Genomic DNA, 19,457 nt, shown 5'->3' on the forward strand with positions numbered 1-19,457 from the left:
TCCTACGCCATCACGTGTATTGAAATTATCGAGTTTATGTTCGAGACATAAATTCGCTAACACCCGAAGGAGACATCCAAACGTAGAAGCTCGCCTTGCCTTAGGAGTGGGTGCTTTTCAGCCCGGCATGGGCAATGAAATTCATGTGTCTCGGGGGCGCAGGAACAGGCCCTCAAGAGGACCTGTTCCTGCGCTGATTATCGAACCGTCCTCGCGTCTTGATTGAACAGCAGTTTGCGCGTTTCTTCGTCGACCACCGGCGCAGTATTGATCAATTCGCCCAGCGCATAAGCACGCTTCGTCGCAGGTCGGTCACCTACCCGTTTAAACCAACGAGCCAAATGGGGAAAGTCGGCAAGGTCTTGTTGTTGCCGGCGATGCGGCACGATCCATGGGTAGCTCGCAATGTCGGCAATGCTGTAATCGCCAGCAATGTACTCCCGACCGTCTGCCAAGTGTTTGTTCAACACACCATAGAGCCGAGCGGTTTCGTTGATGTAACGCGCCTGTGCGTAGGGTATGGGCCTAGGTGCGTATTGGACGAAGTGATGGTTCTGCCCCGCCATCGGCCCCAGCCCTCCCATCTGCCAGAACAGCCATTGCAGGGCCTCATTGCGGCCTCGCAAATCGGCAGGAATAAACCGGCTCAATTTGTCTGCCAAGTACAACAAAATGGCGCCCGACTCGAAAACTGATATCGGCTGAACGCCAAAGGTTGGTTCATGATCGACGATAGCTGGAATACGGTTGTTGGGAGCAATCTTCAGAAATGATGGAGTGAACTGGTCCCCCTTTCCAATGTTCACCGGCACGAGGCGATAAGGTAGGCCCGACTCCTCAAGGAACATCGTGATTTTGTGCCCATTAGGAGTGGTCCAGTAATGCAAATCGATCATGATCGCCCCTACTGAGTTATCTGAGGGAACATTACTTTACGAGCTTCAGCATCCATTTCAGTTTTGTAACCGTGCTGGGCCTTCAGCGCTTCAGCACGCTGTGCCGCCGGTCGCGCATTGATTTCATCGAGAAGGCGTTTGACGTTAGGCAATTTTTCCCAAGCATCATTGCCCAGAATAAACGGTACCGCGCGCGCCCATCCCCAGACGGCCATGTCCACCAACGTGTACTCATTTCCGAGCATGTACGGCAGGTTCGCCAAGCGGTCGTTGACAATTGACCAGTGACGCCAGGCTTCAAACGCGAAGCGAGTGACCGCGTAATCTTTCGGTTCAGGGGCGTAATGTTTGAAATGCACCGCCTGACCGGAGTATGGACCTATGCCTGTCGCAACGAACATGAGCCAGGAGTACATTTCACCGCGCGCTTTCAGGCTGTCGGCAGGCAGGAATTTCCTGGTTTTTTCGCTCAGGTAAAGCAGCATGGCGTTGCTGTCGAACACTATGTTGTCGCCGTCAACCAGAGCCGGTGTCTTAGCGTTAGGGTTGATCTTGAGAAACACCGAATCGTGCTGTTCTCCTTTACGCGTATCGACTGGGATGAGCTCATACGGGAGGCCGGCCTCCTCCAGAAAAAGTGCGATCTTTGCGGGATTTGGAGACGGGTGATAGTAAAACTTGATCATGTTGACTCCTACTAATTATGGCCTTCAGTGAACGGAATGAATCAAGGGCGGTAACCTCAAGCTGTTGAGTGCCATATCGATAGCTTCAGTTACGTACGCAGGGTCTGGGTTGACTCTTGCCAATACTCGAACGCCAAGCAATACACTGAGCAGATGATTCGCGCCCCGACTTGCATTGATGTCCATAGTGCCGTTGCCCTGTTTGCTGAAGGCACCCAGTCGATCTCGGAAAAAACGCGAGTTATCTCGAACTCGTCGGCGACTGCCTGGCGCAAATCTGCATCCTCAGCGCTCGACTCAAGGGTGGTTGTAACGCGGAAATGCTCGCCGCTGGATACGTCAGGCGCGGCAAAGGAAAGCGCAAAGGCCAGACCAGCAGCAAAGGCGAACGGCGGCCCGACATTCTCTGAACTTCTGCCGCCGCGCAGCTGTTCTCATGCCACGTGGCGCCTTTCACGCTCACTGTCGGGCCAGGGGCAATATCAGCTAAGTCGGCGGGCGCTCACAGCGGACCGTCATACTCGCCACGCGCCGGATAACTTTTGGTGATAGCGAAGTCAATCGCCTGAAGCAATTCCGAGAACAGCGGACGTGCGAACGGCATCGTTTGAACCGCGCCGTAATACAAGCTGCCGTCCGGACGGACGAGAAAAACGCCTGGCTCCGAAAATAGTGCCGGCTCTTCGATGTTAATCGACGACTTTCCCCGCGAGGTTGAAATATAGAGTCCCCATTGGCGGGCAACAGTCAGTGGTAGAGAATGTCCGAATCGCAAGTTGTTGGTACCTACCTTGCGCGCCATCTCTTGGGCCCGTTCGGGAATGTCGGAGCTAACGGCAATAACCTTCGTGCCGCGACGTTCGTATTCAGCAACTAAAGATCCAAGGTCGCGCAGATACTTCAAGCAAATTGGGCAATGAAGACCTCGATAAAAGGATATCAACGTGAAATTCTCTGGCGCATCATCTGCCAGATCAAACTCGCCGTGAGAAAGTGTGGGAACGCGCAACTCGGGAACTAATAGTCGAGGGAGAAGCATCTTTTTTCCTTCATTGTAGATTGTGTTTAGCTGCGCTGAGTGCCGACGCCACGCGGCCACTTCCTTGAAGATAATTTCGACAAGCTGCTCAGGAACGGCTGTTTCGATCAAATCGAATGCTTGCGCAGTGAAGCCGCGCCGTGGCGTAGGGTTCTTTGAGTACTTTCTTGCGACCGCAAATGTCTCATCGGTATCAAGGCTCGAAGTGTCTCTTCCAATTTTGTCCAATATCAAACGCGACAGCCATCGCATCCGACACGAGATCATGCTTTTGTATCGTCAAAGTGCGGAATGGTCCATTACTGCCTCGGCAAGCTTCGGCTTCAGCAACGTAAACCGATCATCCAGAGCCAGCGGGTCGGCGCGGTTTTGAGCAATCATGGCCTCACGCACTTCCCCACCACGAATTACCTGCAACGAATTGGCCTCTATGCCTTCAACAATAGCTTGGGCCACTGCGTAGGCCGGCTCGCGAATAAAACCCAGATCGGGGCCTGCTCGCGACGACGTCATCATGGGCGTATCGGTAGCGCCGGGGTAGACCGTCAGTACGTGCACTCCCTCACCTTTCAACTCCCGACGCAGTGCTTCTCCAAAATGCGAGATCCCCGCCTTGACCGCCGCATAAGTCGTGTAAAAGGGCACCCCTACGAGCGCAATGCCCGAGGAGACATTCACGATCATGCTGTCGCCAGACACACGCAGATCCGGCATGGCCGCCCGTGCCAACAGAATGGGCGCTAATAGGTTGACCTCCACCATTTTCGCAATATCGCTTTCTGACGTGTCTTCCAGACTACCCGCGCGCACGCCTCCCGCACAGTTAATGAGAATGTCTACTCCGCCCATAGACGCCCGCGCGGATGCCAACGCTTGATCCCGGCCTTCAGCTGTCGCAATGTCCACGCCTGTTCCATCTGCCTCTCCACCGACAGCACGTAGCAGTTCGATTCCCTCCTCAACCAGCTTTGCGCGGCGCCCGATGATGAAGACGCTAGCGCCCTTGCGAGCGAGCTCGGTAGCCGTAGCCAGTCCAATACCACTCGAGCCTCCAGTAATCAGAACCCTCTTTCCTAGTACGTTCATGCTTGGCTGTCCTCAGAGATTGATCCATGCGCAAAAGAAACCCAAAAACAAGGATTTTCAAAAGCCGGTAAGCCATGGGCACGGTATTGTGTTTTACAACGATCGTTCTAAAATAGTCAAATCATAATGAACCTATGACATTCGTCATGGGATGCTGGGCAAACCGCGATATGAGCCGACCAAGAGAATTTGATGAAGCTGAAGTCCTGAGCGTCGCGATCGACTGTTTCTGGGAACGCGGGTACAAGGCGACCTCGGTCAGAGCGCTGGCCGACAAGATGGGATTGACCGGCGCGAGTCTGTACAACGCTTTCGGCGATAAGCAAACCCTATACCGCAGGGCGCTCAATCAATACATCGAGACGAGCTTCGCAGATCGCGTGCGCAGGCTCGAAGGCAAGTTACCCCCAAGCCAGGCAATCGAGGCTTTTTTTGCCGAAATCATTCAACGATCTCTAGACGATCGCCAGCGAAGAGGGTGCATGCTTGTGAACACGGCGTTGGAAGTCGCGCCCCACGATCCAGAGTTTCGCGGGATTGTTGTGATAGTTCTCGGAGAAATCGAGGCATTCTTTTGCCGATGCATTCAGGCCGGCCAGCAAGACGGAACGATATCGACATCTCAATCCGCCACCGACTTGGCGCGAATGCTACTGGGTGTTCATGTTGGGCTCCGGGTCATTGCGAGAACAAGACCCGAACGAGAGTTGCTCGAGGGGATGGTTCGGCCTGCGCTAGCACTTCTCAACCATAGACAGAGCGAACCATGATTGAATTCTGCTATTTGCTCACGCCCAACGGATATTCGAGCGTACTACTACCCCGTCGGTATCAGTTTTCGGAGCAGTTCGAGGCAACATGACAGAGTGCCGCCACAAAGAAGTCATCGCCCGTTCCGTGGAAGGTACCCATGCGCAGAAATGGTTTGGCTACCGACATGTCCAATACTTTCAACAGCCAAATTGCTGACAAAGGAGGAGGCGCAGCAACGTGTCTCACAAGGCTTGCTCGCCGCGACCGCAATCGTTGGCAGCCTGCTGATGGCCTACATGTAAAAGCCCTACCGTAGCTTGAAGGGCGGCCGGATAACGGACTGCCTGGCGGCTAAAAGAGGCATGGATCATCCGCAGTCGAGCTGACAGTCAAACGACCCTCATGAGGCCGACCACCCTCTTGGCCGGAGCACATCAGCATGCCTTGCGAAATCGAATCTGAACAAAAACCCACGACAACCCGTCCAGCATCAATTGATCATCAATGAGGCAGTACCTGCCTTCTTAGTTTTCCCGTAGACAGCTAGAGACTCTCTTTTCAGGCTCTGTATGACCCATTGTGTCGAGGTCACTCAGACACTATTCGAGCGTGATTCGGCTCAAAAGACGCTGTTCGAGACGATCTGCACCAAATACTGCACGTTTGGAGCACATCAATTTCCATTTAGCAGTGACAATTTCTACACACCCAACGCGCTATCCCCGTTGGATTTAAACCGACATGCGGACAGTCAGAAAAAAGCAACTCCAGGCTGACGTCATGCCCATTCTGTTACCAGCTATTTGGAAATCAATTTCATGAAAACTCTGACCACTGCACATCACAAACTAGATGGTAATACTCAGAAATATTCGCTGGGTGCCACCACAATGAACGTGGGAGTTATTGGCGTTTATTTCGCACTTGCCGTAATCTACTTCTGGTTCGGAGGTATGAAATTTACCCACTATGAAGCGCAAGGCCTAGTCCCATTGGTAGGTAGTAGTCCGCTGCTGGGCTGGGTATACAATATCTTCAGTATCGAGACGTTCTCCGGCTTGCTGGGCATTCTTGAGATATCCATCGGCGCACTGATACTGGGTCGCTTTTTGTCTCCGAAGCTCTCCCTTCTCGGAGGTGCTTTATCTGCCGGTTTATTTGTGACAACTTTGAGTTTTATGCTTTCAACGCCGGGCGTGTTCGAACCCGGACTTGGCTTTCCAGCTATCACTATTGCGCCAGGTCAGTTTCTGCTCAAAGATGTTGGCTTGTTAGCAGCCTCTATTTTCGTGGCAGGGCATTCGCTTGTAGAGATTGAATCCCGTTCCAATTGATGATGATCATTTCAATAGCCTGAGTGCAAATCGCGCTCAGGCTATTGTTCGTGCAAGGCTCATAAGGCGCCATCTCTGAGAAAATCTTCAATCCTGCCCCTCATGCATTGCCAGAGCTTTAGTCCATTCACGGGGACTGACTCCAGTTTTTCTGCGAAACGCACGTGCCAGGGCTGACGGGCTGTCATAGCCAACGTCTGCCGCGATCAAATTGATGGCTCGACCATCTCGCAATAGCTTTTGAGCGAGGCTAATACGCCAGCTCAATAGATACTCCGCTGGTGTTTGGCCTACGATGGTTCTGAAATGCGCTGCATAGGCGGAGCGTGACATGTTGGATTGATCCGCCATTTCCGCAATTGACCAAGGGTAGTGAGGAGCATCATTGACTCTTATCAAGGAGTGAGCAAGCCGCGGGTCCGCCAATCCTGCCATCAAACCTGTTTGCAATTGATTCAGTTCCAGCAGATGCCGGAATAACAATATAATCAGCAACTCGAACAGACGATTGATCACGGCTTCCTTACCACAGTGCCCCTCAGACGCTTCTTCAAACATCCACTTAAGTGTAGTGGCCAATAATGGTAATTCGTCCAATGGTAAAACAAGCATGTCTGGTAGGGAGGCTGATAGCGGGTTGTCGATGCCACCTTCAAAATCGATCGAAGCGCAAAGGAGCCGAGCGCCATCGGATTCCCGGGCAAACAAGCGGTGCTCAAAAGGGCGCGGTATAAATATCAGACTGGGTTGGGTAAGAATTGTATCGCCTTCGTCAGCGCCCTGCACTGTCACCGTACCTGCCTGCAACAGGTGCATATGACCATGTCGACCAACTCCACTATATGCCTCAACCCCACAAAGCTTGTCGTTGTAATAAAGGTTCGCGCTAACGCCAAATCGCGACATCAACGTAGACAGACGATCCATAATCAATTCCTCAACGACGAAATCTTGCTTCTCATTGTCGGGCGCTTCAACACCACTGTGAGTTGGCTAACCGAGCAGCGCTATGCCGAGCAGCGCGCCTGGAATGGCCAAGCCAGCCGTACAGGAACAGGCGTAACACCTGCTGGTCGGCGGCGACGTGATACTCGATAGCGGCGTAAATGAAATAGAGAACCATGGTCAGATACGCAACATAACGTATCTGGGGCAATTTTGACTGTTTGTACCAGTGGATGAACTCGCAGCGAACCGACTCCCCATGCCGTGGAGCGGGTTCAACAAATAGCGAAGGACAACAGAATCTACCGATCCAAATGCCCCTACTGCGCAGAGGATACGATCTTGTTGCGATGAGAAATAGCTGTTGCAACGCATAGATAAGCGTTTAGTGAGTATGAATACGTTTGGGAGAGGTCAATGTGTCACGCTTCGGGAAGCTCGCCAGCCTGATTGTTGATGTTCGCTTTGAGTCGATTCCGGTTGACCATGACAGGCCGCTTCTGGACGAAGGCAGCCATTCAAGAAGGGCGTCCCTCGCCCCACCGCTGGCACTGAGGAAAGTAATCAGCTTGCCTCGAAGTTCTTACTATGAAACAAATTAAAAGCTGTTTGACAGCATTGGGCTGCTAGCGTGTCAACCGCCCGAGAGCCCACATGGTGCCGCTGAGAAAAATGCGATTTTCGTGATGACAGGAGACAAAGCTCCAGCTGAAATTATCCAGAAAATCAAGTAATACCAGACGCTGGAAAGATGCCATAGAAACGCAATCCATAATGCTTCGCACGGCTCAATCTTATACCCAGCAAATTCAGCTGAACTCCTATGCTTTGAGCGGAAATAGTGATCATCTAATTGAGAATGATTTATTTCGCAACGGCTTTTTATTTGCTCGTAGTTGGAAAGTAATCTTTCTGCGACGTTCCACCTAGCGTCATCAGCTGCGCTGGGCTTCAAAATTTCTAGATGAATACTTCTTTGCAGAGAGTTTAGTTCTTCCGCGTTTTTGAAAAGCGCGTCGGCATTAGAGCCATTTCGTGACCCCCACTCCATCAGAGAAATCACTATGATAAAAATACCGGCGAGGATGGAAAGAGATGTTACATAATTGTCCAGTCCGGTTATCGCTCTCATTTCTACTGAGTAGACTTTTTGTATGACAGCCATGGCGATTGTTAGAACGGAAAAAAAAGCTAGGCTTATGGTTGAGAAAAGCTCTTTTCGCTTCAAGCGTCGAGCGGCATTGTAACGCGCGCTTGATGTCCGCCAGGCGTCAGTGCGGAGCTTGGCAAAGTAGTCGCTCATCAATCATCCTCAAAAGGTGGGTTGCGCCTGAGGTTTCAGTCAGATCCTCTTTTCAAGCAGCCGCAGAGCGACCCTTGGAAAGGTATAACAAGCTAATGTCATGCCCGTTTAACTGGGCTCAGAGCACTTCCGCTTTGGTGCTTAACCAAAGGTACCGAACAAGCGGTAGGCGCAACCCGGTGCTGACTATATCTCAAATCAATAGAGTTCGCCTTCGTCTTCATGCATTCTTGCCAGTATGTGCTTGACGTAGGACTCATAACGCTCGTTGATCTGGGTATCGTTCAACGGTACGTCTGGATCTACCCGACCTCGACTGTCTAGAAAACGCAGCTTCTGAGCTACCGTAACGTTCAAGTCGTAATCGCGGATGTATCCTCCTCGCGGGTTGAACTTCATTTCGTAATGCGAGCGCACGAGTTTTTTGAGAGGCGGCGGGCCGTTCTCAACCAAAACCGGCACGCGCGAAACCATTTGCGCAACGGCTCTATCCATTTGATGAAGGAGCCGCTCATCGGTGATTTGATTAAAATAAGCTATCCAGCCATAACGTTTGTTTCCGCTGATCGCGCCAGTTATTTTCTCGTTGAGTTCTAGATAGAAAATCTCTACTAAACGCTTCTTGTCTAGGTATTTGTGCTTTTCAAGGCGCCTAGAGAAGTTGTGTTTAAAATCACTTACTTTAGCAGCCACAGTCTGCAAGAAGCGTTCGAAAGTGCTATCTCGCACTGTGATATCTGGTAGTCGGAACAAATAGCCAAGATATGAAAATGGTTTTTCGATTGGGCCTATATAAGTCTTGTCAGAGCTTCGTCCATGCAAGGTCAGTCCGCGCCTAGATAGGCGCCCACGGAGTGATTCATAGGCTGCGGTGATTGTGGCTGAGTCGCCGTACATCAGCACATCATCAACGTAACGGTAGTAGGTCAAGTTGGGTATAAACCTGAATGCCTTATCTACCTCCGCCATGTAAATGGCTGCAAGAATATTAGAAATGGCCAACCCTTGAGGAACACCTGATTCCTGGCGAAAAGATTGATAATTGCGGCGTAAAGTATTTTTTGGCACTGTCGGTGTTTGAAGTGCATGAGCAACGAGTGCGATCGCCTCTGAGCAATTTATTTTCTTATTTAAAAGGCGAAGCAATCGATCCTGTTTAATGGAGTCGTAAAATTTCTGAATGTCTGTACAGCACACCCAGGCCCCGCTCCCTTCTAGCGTAATCATATCCTCTGCGACGGCGCGAACGTAATTGCTTGCTACGTTTCTAGGGACGGTATCGGGGAACACGCCTGCTAAGTACCTCTGTAGTTGAGAAAGGACTACGCGATCCCTGACTGTAGGGATTCCGATGATACGAGGTGCTTTTCCACGCCCCTTTAGCTTGAGCTTCTCCAAGAATGGGGAAAAACGGAACGACCCATTCAGGCACTTATTAGAGACAACCTCCAATTCCTTTTCCGATCTCGAGTCGTACTGGAAGCCGTTAATACGGTCTAAGCCTTTAGCCGGTGAGCTCTTGAATTTTTCCCTAAATGCAAAAATGAGGGCATTCGCTGAAAACATTCTACGGAACAACTCAGCATCTGTGATAAAGCCCCCTGCATACAGCAATGCATCATGAGCCTGGTTCATTCCCTTTTCCTTCGCAGACCGCTTTCATAATTACGCAAGTTAACGCTCGGAGAGCGCCGATCACAATCCCTGTTTCGCCGATCCATCGCGACTGACTACTATTTGCCGGTTAGCGACCACTGCTCTGGCTAGCCATGCAAGTCCTCCCACATGTGGAGGACTTGCCATGAACATCATTGCTACCTGCAGCCGTCAGCCCTGGAACAAAGGAAAGTTGGTCGGGCAGAAAACCCCGCTCCGACTGAAAGATATCTGGGCCATCCGAGTAAGGCTTCAAATTGCAGAACGAACCCGGGATCTGGCTCTGTTCGATCTGGCTATCGACAGCAAGCTTCGAGCCTGCGACTTAACCAAGCTCCGTGTGTGCGACGTTGCTCATGGCGAGCATGTGTCATCACGAGCAATGGTTATGCAGCAGAAAACGAAGCGACCAGTGCAGTTCGAGATTACCGAGCAAACACGGTCTGCTCTCGTGGCCTGGATACATCAAGCCCAGCTCCGTAGCCAGGACTGCCTTTTCCCGAGCAGGCTGCATACATCGGACCATCTATCCACTCGTCAATAGGCTCGTATCGTCAAAAGCTGGGTAAAAGCCATTGGCCTTGATCCAGCCATGTATGGCACTCACACGATGAGACGTACAAAGGCATCGCTGATCTATCGCAGGACGAAGAACCTACGGGCGGTTCAACTTCTGCTCGGCCATACGAAGCTGGAGAGCACCGTTCGATATCTTGGGATTGAGGTCGATGACGCTCTGGAAATGGCGGAGCAGACCGAGGTCTGACCATATATTGAGACGGTCGAAGTCAGACCGTCGCTAACCGGCCAAATGCTGCCCCACCTTACGAAGCTGATGCCCTGTTAAGCTCCCATACTGTGCTTACTGCGTGGAGGGCGGATCTATGACTACTACATCTGAGAGCTGGCGAGTTGTATGCCAAGACCCTGGCGATGGCAGCGGAGACGTCATTGTTGAGCTTCCATCCGAGCTACTTGAGCAGCTCGGATGGGCCCTGGGCGATGAGCTGACAGTTGAGGCGGAAGAGGAAAACATCTGCCTGAAACTCAAGCCACGCGCTGAGACCCCCTCATCATAGCAATCGAGACAACTTCTGATTGCGGTTAAACGTGCTTGCTGTGCTGGCTAATCAGCCTGGCGCTCGCGTATACCGACCAGACCTGTTGCACTGCTGTAGGGCGGCGATGCAGTCCGCAATGAGCGGCATTACTGACTCCCTGACCGCTGCAACCCAAGCTAGGGAGCGCAATCGGCATTTAGGTCGTCCTTTGGCAAGACGAGCGGTAGGGGGTACGCTGCTTCTCAAGGGGCTTGAAGCAGACGTTGCTATAATTCTGCAACCCGAGCGGATGACAGCCCAGAACCTTTACGTCGCCCTTACGCGAGGCGCTAAGAGCATCGTGGTTTGCTCTGCGACACCCATACTGAGACCGGCCTAAGCTCATATCTGCTAGAGAAGTACCTGGGTACGAATCGCTGAATCGTGATCAGAGAAGCGACACGGTTGCTGGCTTATTCCGGTAGTACGCGGTACCCCCTAGTACGATGTTAAAACCGGGAGGTCCCTGCCAATCCCGCGGCACACCGGTGGACTTAAGCAGGGTTTCTGAGTCGACGCCGTTTCTTGCAAACTCCTCCAAGTCCCACTCGAAAAAACTGACAAGAGCTTGGAACACAGGATTCGGCACACTTGAAACTTCATTCAAACTTCCAGTGTTCATTGGAAGATTTAGCCTCCTCATATCGGCAAGAGCACAAATTAGTCGTCTTAATCGAAAGTGCCAAACAGACTCCTTGAGGAGTTCAGCCTGCTGAGAAGCCAAGGGAAATCTACGTTTACGTAACTTTGGGCACGGCGGCAGGCGCACGGGCAGCAGCTTTTGCAGATTACTGAGATTAACCCGCTTTTGTCCTTTGGAAATTCGATAGAGATCCTCAGCACCAGCTAGTATAACGGCAGCAAACGCGCTATCTCGGCGGTCGCTAAGCTCCTCGACGTGTTCAGTTACGTCCTTTGGTGTGCTGAGCTTTGCCTTCAGCCATGCGTGGTCATGCTCCGTAAGCCAGCGGGTGGCTTGATAAGCGTGATCCCAGAGGTACTCCAAATTGACGTTTGCTCGTACAGCCAAGATCGTCTCTATCTTCTGACGATGTTGCGCCTGCCTACCGACCTGCGGCTTTTCTGACTTTGAACGTGATTTTGCACCTGCCGTGCTCTGGAGAATGCGCTCTTTCATCAAACCTTCTTCCAACCGATCAGCGCTACCAAATAGATGTTGCGCAATGATCATGTGCCGGGCAAGAGGCATATCCATTTGGCCATTATAGGATCTAAACCGTATCCATTGGCCGTGTTTACCTGCGCGATAAGCTTGATCCATTCGCGACAAGGCTTCATCGCCATATTTCGAGCGTATGCTTTCAAATAGCTTCGCAGTACCGGTAAATTTTCCATGTATGAAACCGCGCTTTCTGCATTGCCGGACATAGCACGCGGATAATGTTTCACAACTCATTAATGGTAAGTTGCGCTGGAGTACTTCGTATGCGAACTGCGCAAACTTCTTTTCAAGCAAAGTACCCTGCTTGACAGTCTCTGGGGCGAGAGCGCTCCAACCGCATACACACGGCTCAGTCAGATTCGGAAGTAACCGAAGCTTACGAAAGAACGGGTGAGAGCACTTAGGGCACGCGTGCATCAACGACTCACCATGACGCCAACAGACTGACACACCAGGCAAATGGTGTGAGCGATGCCAGTATGCATAACCCGTTTCAAGCAGATCCTGCTGCACACACGTAGCGCAGAGCTTAGCTTTGCCGTGAATAGCGCCCTCCCGGCGGGGAATACGAGCGACCCCAGATAAACTGGCGCCTACAGGGGACTTCACCACTCCTTGCCCAACACCTAGAAAGGGCCTGTATGCGGGAAACATCGTGTTGGTACAGATCAGTTCGTCGAGGTTGCTCTCTGGGTCATCAGGTAGTCTGGCAGCAAGCACTTCAATCTGCTTTGGCAGAATCCCTAGGCTGAACGGTGCCGAGCCAAACAGATCTTGGAAGGTGTCAGCCGCCGTTCTATTACCTGAAAGGAAGTGATAGCGCGTGATACGAGAATGCAACATCTCGTCCGGCATCGACATGGGAAAAAATAGCAGATCAGACATCTATGAGGGACTTGCGAGGTAAGACTTTGAATTACACGCATCCTGCGAAGTGGCGCTTTTTTTAACACATAAACGCCGATGTTAGGTAACAAATATTTATAACCAGTAAATATGGGGAGCGTTTGTCATACGGTCTCACACCTTATATTGCATCCTGCATGCATCCAATAAAATAGAGCCAACCTCATATATGTCTTGCTCTAGAGCACTGTGAACGTCGCCCGAAGGCTCACACGTTTCTCGCCGCAGTACCTGCACAGAGAGAAAGCCCGTACCACGTATATAGCCATCAGACTCAGGACACACCCACCGGCTCCTGGCTTCGACATGGGACAAGGCTTCTACTCTCGAACGCTGCGTACGACCGGCTAATATTCATCCTGGGTTGCCTAGCCGCGTTGTGAAGCCAGATTCACTTTGGTCTAATGCAAGCGGTCCGATACAACGCTGATCGGGTCACGCTTCGCTGCTCAGCTAGCAGTTTCGTGTCTGCCCACCGCAGGCGCCGATCGTGAAATTCCTCAGCTGACTCACAGTTCTGCTCCAGTGCCCTGGCACACAGGGGTAGCTTGGAAAGCTGTTTTTCAAGGCGTGAAAGGACATGCAGCTCTCGCCCAATCCTAGTGCGCGAGATCAAGACAGGCTTTCCCGATCTCGCTCGGAGGCTCTGTGCACAATATCTGATCTGTTCAGCGAGCTTCTCGTCGAGAACGGTGAATGCGCCAGTGTTATCGGCACGATTCGTATGAACACCTGCATGCCTGACGATGCAGGCCGCAAGCCAGGTTCGATCACATCGATACAGCCACATGTAATCTTTGCACTGGTGAGCTTGCCTGCCTGGATATTCAACCTTGAAGGCTGCTCGGCGCCTGAAGCGCTCGGTCAGAAATCTTGCTTCTCTCCATGCCTGCGAGCCGCCTTTGACGGCACGGATGGTTCGGTAGACGTACACTTGGGAGACCCCGAGCGCAGAAGCGATCTGCCGTGCCTCGCTTCCGGCAAGCGCTAGCTTAAAAACTTCAGCAGATAGGCCTTTCAGCTCCTCTGGTAGGGCAGCAGGAAGCGTCGCTTGTGAATAGCCAATATCAATTGGCGGTGGCCGCTTGACGGGTGGAGATGATGGCTCGTCGCTGCGCGCGAGACCGGCCAGATCAACCCCAAGGGCCGTGGCCAGCAAAATGTATTTGAGTGGATGGTGCGTATGCCTTGGTCTCCTTAGCAGCTTGGTGACCCAAGTCGCGGGTAGATCTGCGGGCGACTCTGCAAGAACCGAATATTCCAAAGCTGCAGGCAGAACGCTGAAAACGCAGTCCAAATGTTCGGCCAAACGGCGTAGATCCAGCCGCTGAGATGTACCTCGGGTTAGGCCTAGCTCAGCCGCTCTTTGCACGAAGCCTGCGCGCACAACAGCGGGAGAAAGAGGTTCGAGGTTTAGCGCAAGAATCTGCATTGATCTGAGCGCGATCTGATGCAACGTTGGAAAAGCCTCCAAACCAGCGCTGACCAGATGTGAATGAGCTTGTACTTCGGCATCGTCAGGCAGGTGAAGCTGCGATGAATTACGGCTATACCAGCTCGGATCCAACATACAGAGCGAATCGCCATGGTGGGGACATACCAGCACGCCGGGAAGCTGGTGAACGCGGTGCCAGTACGCTGCGCCAACCCGAGCGATGTCCTCATCGAGACAGGCAGGACAGAATCGTAACCTCGAAGCACTTTCGAGCCGACTAGCATTGACTCCTAGTTTCAGCATTAGCCACTTGCCATCCCCAGCCATTGAGGTACGGGCATGCTGCGTCTGATCGTCGGTGAGAAAAGGCGCGTAATAGGGCAGAACGGTATGGCACGTGATGATTTTGGATACCGAGAGATCCGAGCCCTGAGGAAGCGACTCGACTAAATCACGCAACCGACAGGGAAACGCTACATTTTGCGTGAACGACGCTGCAGCCCTATTGCCGGCGAAAGCGGCTTTGCGGCTATGCCCGCCACAAAGCCGCGCATAGCGAGAAAGAACGCTGTGTAGCGTCTCGTCGGTGAATGCTGCAGGGAAGAAATGGAATTTCAGCTCCATTGCGCGACTCTCGAATCATGATCGACGGTAGGCCGGCGAAAACTCGAAGATATCCGTGGTTATCCAGCCAGCTGACTTCAGCTCTGCAAAGGTGTCGGGATGCTCACTGAATGCTTTCGCTTGCGAAGCCTCAACGGCAACTGCTGCAGGCGCAGCGGATTTCTTCACGGCAGCTTCTGGACCCGCGGTGTTTGACCGCGCTGCTGGAGTAACGCCTCGAAGCAAAGCAAGGCGGTCAGCTCGTCCAAGTCCATTGAACGCCATCATCTCCGTCAGCTGCTCCTCGATAGGGAGCAGATCGTCGAACTTGCGCATGCGATTAGGATCACGACTGCGCAGAGCCGACAGCGCTGGCCTGAGAATCTGCATCTTGGAGTTGCTTACTTTAACGATCGTCTCGGCAGTCAGACACTCGGAGCCACTCTGAATGGCATAGCGTTGGCTCAGCACCAATAACTTAACCAGGAAGTCAGTCACCCCCTGGGTGTGCTCGTACAGAACATCAAAAATCTCAGGCGTCAATTCAGCCGTCTGCTTGCACCACTGATAGCTCCAAAGGTTCTCGACCAGAAAACGCCACTCGTCATCCTCATTCTCGAAGCGATTGAATTCGATCATCCCGCCACCGCAACTGCGCCTGGCGACACGCATGACGTCCGAGAACAAGCTGATCATCGAATTCGTCCCGATGAACACGACCGGAATACCGATGTTGTTCACCAAGTGAAGGAAGAAATTCAGCATGCTTTCCTTACCCCCGGTCTTAGCCAGGTGAAGGTTCTGCAGCTCATCAATGAGCAAGGCGCCGATAAAAAACGTGCTGGCTACCTGTTCCATCTGCTGAAGCGCATCGTTGATGTTTCGATGCCGGTGGCGCTTGTGATAGTCCTGATCGCCCAGAGCTTGGCCGACCGCGTGGAAGAACTGCTGACAAAATCCACCCAGTGAGCCATCTCGTGGACAATCGAGCTTGAGCCATGTGATCTGGGTATGGACGAATTGCTGGCCCTCATAACGTTCATGCCGGATCGTCTGTGGGTACAGACTCAATATGGCATGCAGTGCAGTGGACTTCCCAATACCACTCAGGCCCACAACGCTGAAGGTGTCAGCTGTAGATTTAAAAGCATCGTGATAGCGCTGAGCCCCTGACAACGAATGCAGGTGCCTGACCGTGGAGGCGCTAGTAGGATTACGACCAACATATCCGCGGCGGATCAGCAGAGATAGCAGGGACTCTAATTCCAAATGCAGCAGAAACGGCTGCACGACTGTCCTCAAGCGATCAATACAGTGAATCCGCATCGCCCCATCAAGCTCAAGCTCTTCAGGCGTCACCGGCTGGGGAAAATTCGATATCAGCTCGGCAGCCGCCGTTTCGTCAAGAATTGGTGGCAGCGCTTCGATCAGAGGGTTTCCCGCGTATTCAGTGATGGCTTGCTTCGTATAGCTTGCGAGAGCTTTAGCGCCTCTCATTTGGTCTGCCCCGGTCGAACTCTTTTGAGCAAATCGATAACCTGCGAGGTGCGCGGTCCAGCGTACGATTCTCGGGTAATGGCAGGGCTCTGAGCATTAGGTTGAACGGGTTCTGCACGTACGCCGTCAGGGACAGTGGCCTGCTCTCGCTCCAGCAGCCGCTCTTCCGCACGATTCTCGCGTATGTTCGCCAACGCTTCAGCCTTAGAGCCGGCTGCTGGTTCAAGCTTTCTTTCGGCCATTGCATTGCCGACAACTTGCTCAACGGTCTCGACCAGGCCTACTCGGCTTTCTAGTTCGGCGCGCTTATGAGCCGGTGGTATCTGCCTGTAGGCCTCCAGAAGATCGTAGACCTCGTCCGAGCGATAATTCGCATACTTGGCATCCGACCGTCGCAGATCGCAACGCAGGAACTCCTTGTTCTCGCCCTTGATCCAGATGTGCGCTGCGGAGTTCGGATCAAACCAGCAATCAATCGACCAGACGCCATTGCGACGCGCTTTCGCGAACCAGTTTTCCCCGATAGCCATCTCGCAGAGATAATGCATGCCGCGGAACAACACGCCTCCCTTTTGGACGGTGGCCCTTTCCCGAGGCAGCAAATTGAGATATATCAGCTCGTCAGGCCGCTTGTTTGGCTGGATAAGGTCATTCTCCAACGCCCACCTCCAGATCTTCATCGGGGTGGGTTCCACGCCATCGTTCATCATCGCCTGGGTAAGACGATCCGGCTGCCGGTGGAAACGGTTGTAGTGGAGAATGCACTCGATGATGATCTGGGTGAACTCCTTCAGATTCAGCGTCGCATCGAGCCGATAATCACGTTCGCCGCGTTCCTTTTCTCGGGCCGCTACACCGCCGGGGAGCCACCTAATACCGGTTAAATCATTCAGGATGCCGAAGCGACTCTCGACCATGGGCTTCCAATCTGGTCGATACGGCGGAGCTGTCCCCATATCGATACCCAGGCCAGCCGCGAGGCCCTCAGCAGCCGCCCCCAGCATTTCACCTCTGTCGGCGTAGATTTGATGCGGCAGGTGACGGCAGTCCCAATCATCAGAGCTGATATCGACGCCGTTCTGCGCGCAGAACTCCACCTTGGAGGTGAATGCGTTGAACAGTGCCTGTCGCGCTCCGTTCCAGCTAGGCCCCTCAAGACCTACATACAGACCAACAATCATCCCCGAGAAACTGTCGACCACGATGTACACCACGGGACGACCGATGAGCATTCGTCGGGAGTAGCTGTTGACCAGGTAAATGTCAGCGATGGTCGCGTCGATTTCAAATTGATGACAAGGCCCTCTAAGCCAATCGCGGACGGTACCGGATAATGGGCGGCAATCCTTTAGCCACTTCGTCACGCCCTTACGTCCACGATCAGTTTCGATGTCATCGAAAAATTGCTTTCCCCAGTAATCAAACTGGTTGAATGTCGGAATTTCAGATTGAGGAAGCAATCGAACTTTACTTTCGGGATTTTTGGAAAGCTGCTTCTCGGAATAGTATTTCTCAAGCATTTTGTCGTAAGCGCTGATAATCGTCGCTTTCTTGTTCTTAGCGTAAAGCGCGTAAGACACCCGGATACACCGCTTGTCAATATCGCTTAGTAATTTGGCAGGTGAGACTAGCAACCCTTGATATTTAGGTTTTCGTCCCGGCCGTTTATCAGCAGAGTAGTTACGATTCCCAACACCAACAGCAGAATAATTTTTAAGAAGCGCATTTCTTACTTGGCCGTAAAACCAGTATCGATACAACAAACGATATAGCGTCTTACGCTGCACGCCCACTTCAGCGGCGCGATCACCTACCAACCGGCCCATCTCACCATGAACGAATATTTGCCCTGGATAGGCCGGATCCAAAAATGGCGCAATCAAAGCCCATTTTTGATCCCTATCGCGCCTCGCGCTCTCATCGAGATCTTCTTCCAAAACCAAAAGAAATTTTGGTACTGCCATCACTACAGGCTTTGTATCGCCCGATACCAAAGAACTCCTGAATTCCTCCAGGCCAATCGAATAGGGCTTCCTGGGAGGTTCCGTCAGATCCATGACAACCAGCGCGTCGCTCTTCTCGTCGAGGTGAATTGCTCTCGCCATAGTAGATAGCACGGAGAGTTCTGTGACAGGCTCAAAGACATCATTAACTGAAATTTTCATGATGACTTCTCGTTCAGTGTGAACATTTCAGTGGGATAAACAACACTGAAATCTGGAAGTGGTGATTTGAGATATAAAGGCGCGCTCGCTAAGTCGAGCCTTATGACTTTGCGCCAGATCAAATTAAGGAAAATGTCACGAGCATCGCTATAAGGTATAGACAGCCGGTGACCAATTTTTCTCAAACTCTCTGAAGTTGACCATGGGCAAACCTTTATCGACTCGAGAATCTCGATAAAATCCGCATGCAGCGACACATCCATCAGGGCGCGAGGCAATTTGGCGTATTTGCGAAGAAATACGAGATTCAGGATCAAATTAGGCGTAAACAGCTCCTCTGTTACGATGCTCCAATCTACGCCTTGGCTCATCCAGAACCGTCGCTCGACCTCTAGCTTCTCCAAGGTGCGAGCACAGCCGTTGCCTTCAAGGTCTTGCTGATATTTGATCGTCCTGGCAACGGACTTGAGGTCCCCGTTTGGCTGCTTAACGGTGAGCAGAAAGTCAGTGGTCATTACGAGCGGAACAGAATTGTTTTTGTACCTTGGATACCGAACACCGAAAGCTCTGGCAATTGCCTGGGTGCTGTCCAATGGCAGAAGGGGATACTGCTCGCGAATGTCTACTACGTCCTCTGAAAACTCACAGAGTAAAAAGTACGCCCGTTCAAGATCGGATAAGAGGTGATGAATTCGATCAATCTTAACGCCTTGGATTTTCCAGGAACGCCCCATCGAAGGGACATCCTGAACACGTAACCAAGGCACGTACTCAGCTCCGGCGCCTGCTCCAAAACCATTGGCGATGTGCCGTTCAATATCCTGATTTGAAGCAAACCTACGACCTCGCACCCTTCCTCCTCAGTCCGTC

The 19,457-nt window shown here is 52.2% G+C and carries 15 protein-coding genes and 2 pseudogenes; 5 read left to right on the forward strand and 12 right to left on the reverse strand.

Features of this window, described 5'->3' with window-relative positions:
• Positions 1-197 precede the first annotated feature (197 nt).
• The 4 genes from KHO07_RS28890 to KHO07_RS28905 all read right to left on the reverse strand — a co-directional run bounded on the left by KHO07_RS28890 (position 198) and on the right by KHO07_RS28905 (position 3,707).
• Complete coding sequence (locus KHO07_RS28890; RefSeq protein WP_031298373.1) at positions 198-896, reverse strand: glutathione binding-like protein; 699 nt, start codon at positions 894-896, stop codon at positions 198-200.
• 8 nt (positions 897-904) lie between these two features.
• Complete coding sequence (locus tag KHO07_RS28895) at positions 905-1,582, reverse strand: glutathione S-transferase N-terminal domain-containing protein (protein WP_212626161.1); 678 nt, start codon at positions 1,580-1,582, stop codon at positions 905-907.
• Between the two features lie 502 nt (positions 1,583-2,084).
• Positions 2,085-2,855, reverse strand: coding sequence for a peroxiredoxin-like family protein (locus KHO07_RS28900; protein ID WP_209320157.1), 771 nt, complete (start codon positions 2,853-2,855; stop codon positions 2,085-2,087).
• Between the two features lie 45 nt (positions 2,856-2,900).
• Entirely contained in the window at positions 2,901-3,707 is an 807-nt protein-coding gene (locus KHO07_RS28905; RefSeq protein ID WP_023446878.1) for an SDR family NAD(P)-dependent oxidoreductase, read from the reverse strand.
• Between the two features lie 134 nt (positions 3,708-3,841).
• Here KHO07_RS28905 and KHO07_RS28910 point away from each other — a divergent pair, with 134 nt between their 5' ends.
• Positions 3,842-4,477: a TetR/AcrR family transcriptional regulator gene (locus tag KHO07_RS28910; protein ID WP_244858258.1), complete on the forward strand. Its 636-nt coding sequence runs from the start codon at positions 3,842-3,844 to the stop codon at positions 4,475-4,477.
• Positions 4,478-5,278: 801 nt separating this feature from the next.
• Positions 5,279-5,794, forward strand: coding sequence for a DUF417 family protein (locus KHO07_RS28915; RefSeq protein WP_023446875.1), 516 nt, complete (start codon positions 5,279-5,281; stop codon positions 5,792-5,794).
• 87 nt (positions 5,795-5,881) lie between these two features.
• Here KHO07_RS28915 and KHO07_RS28920 read toward each other — a convergent pair whose 3' ends face one another.
• From KHO07_RS28920 to KHO07_RS28930, 3 genes are all read right to left on the reverse strand, one after another.
• Complete coding sequence (locus KHO07_RS28920; protein WP_023446874.1) at positions 5,882-6,721, reverse strand: AraC family transcriptional regulator; 840 nt, start codon at positions 6,719-6,721, stop codon at positions 5,882-5,884.
• Between the two features lie 652 nt (positions 6,722-7,373).
• A complete protein-coding gene (locus tag KHO07_RS28925; RefSeq protein WP_212626162.1) occupies positions 7,374-8,042 on the reverse strand; it encodes an SLATT domain-containing protein in 669 nt (222 codons plus the stop codon).
• A gap of 198 nt (positions 8,043-8,240) precedes the next feature.
• Entirely contained in the window at positions 8,241-9,677 is a 1,437-nt protein-coding gene (locus KHO07_RS28930) for a reverse transcriptase domain-containing protein (RefSeq protein ID WP_212626163.1), read from the reverse strand.
• 166 nt (positions 9,678-9,843) lie between these two features.
• Between KHO07_RS28930 and KHO07_RS28935 the strand changes: the two are divergent.
• The 3 genes and pseudogenes from KHO07_RS28935 to KHO07_RS29345 all read left to right on the forward strand — a co-directional run.
• A pseudogene (locus KHO07_RS28935) lies at positions 9,844-10,464 on the forward strand (tyrosine-type recombinase/integrase).
• Positions 10,465-10,582: 118 nt separating this feature from the next.
• The gene (locus KHO07_RS29340) at positions 10,583-10,777 is read left to right on the forward strand and encodes an AbrB/MazE/SpoVT family DNA-binding domain-containing protein (RefSeq protein WP_244858259.1); all 195 of its coding nucleotides are present in this window, start codon (positions 10,583-10,585) and stop codon (positions 10,775-10,777) included.
• 25 nt (positions 10,778-10,802) lie between these two features.
• Positions 10,803-11,138, forward strand: a pseudogene (locus KHO07_RS29345) (DNA helicase UvrD); the annotation flags it as partial.
• A 48-nt stretch (positions 11,139-11,186) separates the two neighbouring features.
• Here KHO07_RS29345 and KHO07_RS28940 read toward each other — a convergent pair.
• The 5 genes from KHO07_RS28940 to KHO07_RS28960 form a co-directional block, all read right to left on the reverse strand.
• Positions 11,187-12,866 (reverse strand): TniQ family protein, encoded by a 1,680-nt coding sequence (locus tag KHO07_RS28940; protein WP_212626164.1) that lies wholly within the window; start codon positions 12,864-12,866, stop codon positions 11,187-11,189.
• Between the two features lie 412 nt (positions 12,867-13,278).
• Positions 13,279-14,946 carry a TnsD family Tn7-like transposition protein gene (locus KHO07_RS28945; RefSeq protein WP_212626165.1) on the reverse strand — a complete coding sequence of 556 codons (1,668 nt, stop codon included), beginning with the start codon at positions 14,944-14,946 and terminating at the stop codon, positions 13,279-13,281.
• Positions 14,947-14,961: 15 nt separating this feature from the next.
• Complete coding sequence (locus KHO07_RS28950) at positions 14,962-16,422, reverse strand: ATP-binding protein (protein WP_212626166.1); 1,461 nt, start codon at positions 16,420-16,422, stop codon at positions 14,962-14,964.
• Positions 16,419-18,587, reverse strand: a complete 2,169-nt coding sequence (locus tag KHO07_RS28955; RefSeq protein WP_212626167.1) for a Mu transposase C-terminal domain-containing protein — start codon at positions 18,585-18,587, stop codon at positions 16,419-16,421. Before KHO07_RS28955 ends, KHO07_RS28950 begins: the two co-directional genes overlap by 4 nt.
• Positions 18,584-19,438, reverse strand: coding sequence for a TnsA endonuclease N-terminal domain-containing protein (locus tag KHO07_RS28960; RefSeq protein ID WP_212626168.1), 855 nt, complete (start codon positions 19,436-19,438; stop codon positions 18,584-18,586). The genes KHO07_RS28955 and KHO07_RS28960 overlap by 4 nt, the downstream gene beginning before the upstream one ends.
• Between the last annotated feature and the right edge of the window lie 19 nt (positions 19,439-19,457).

This window comes from Pseudomonas sp. PP3 (genome assembly GCF_905336995.1).
Classification (GTDB): Bacteria; Pseudomonadota; Gammaproteobacteria; order Pseudomonadales; family Pseudomonadaceae; genus Aquipseudomonas; species Aquipseudomonas reinekei.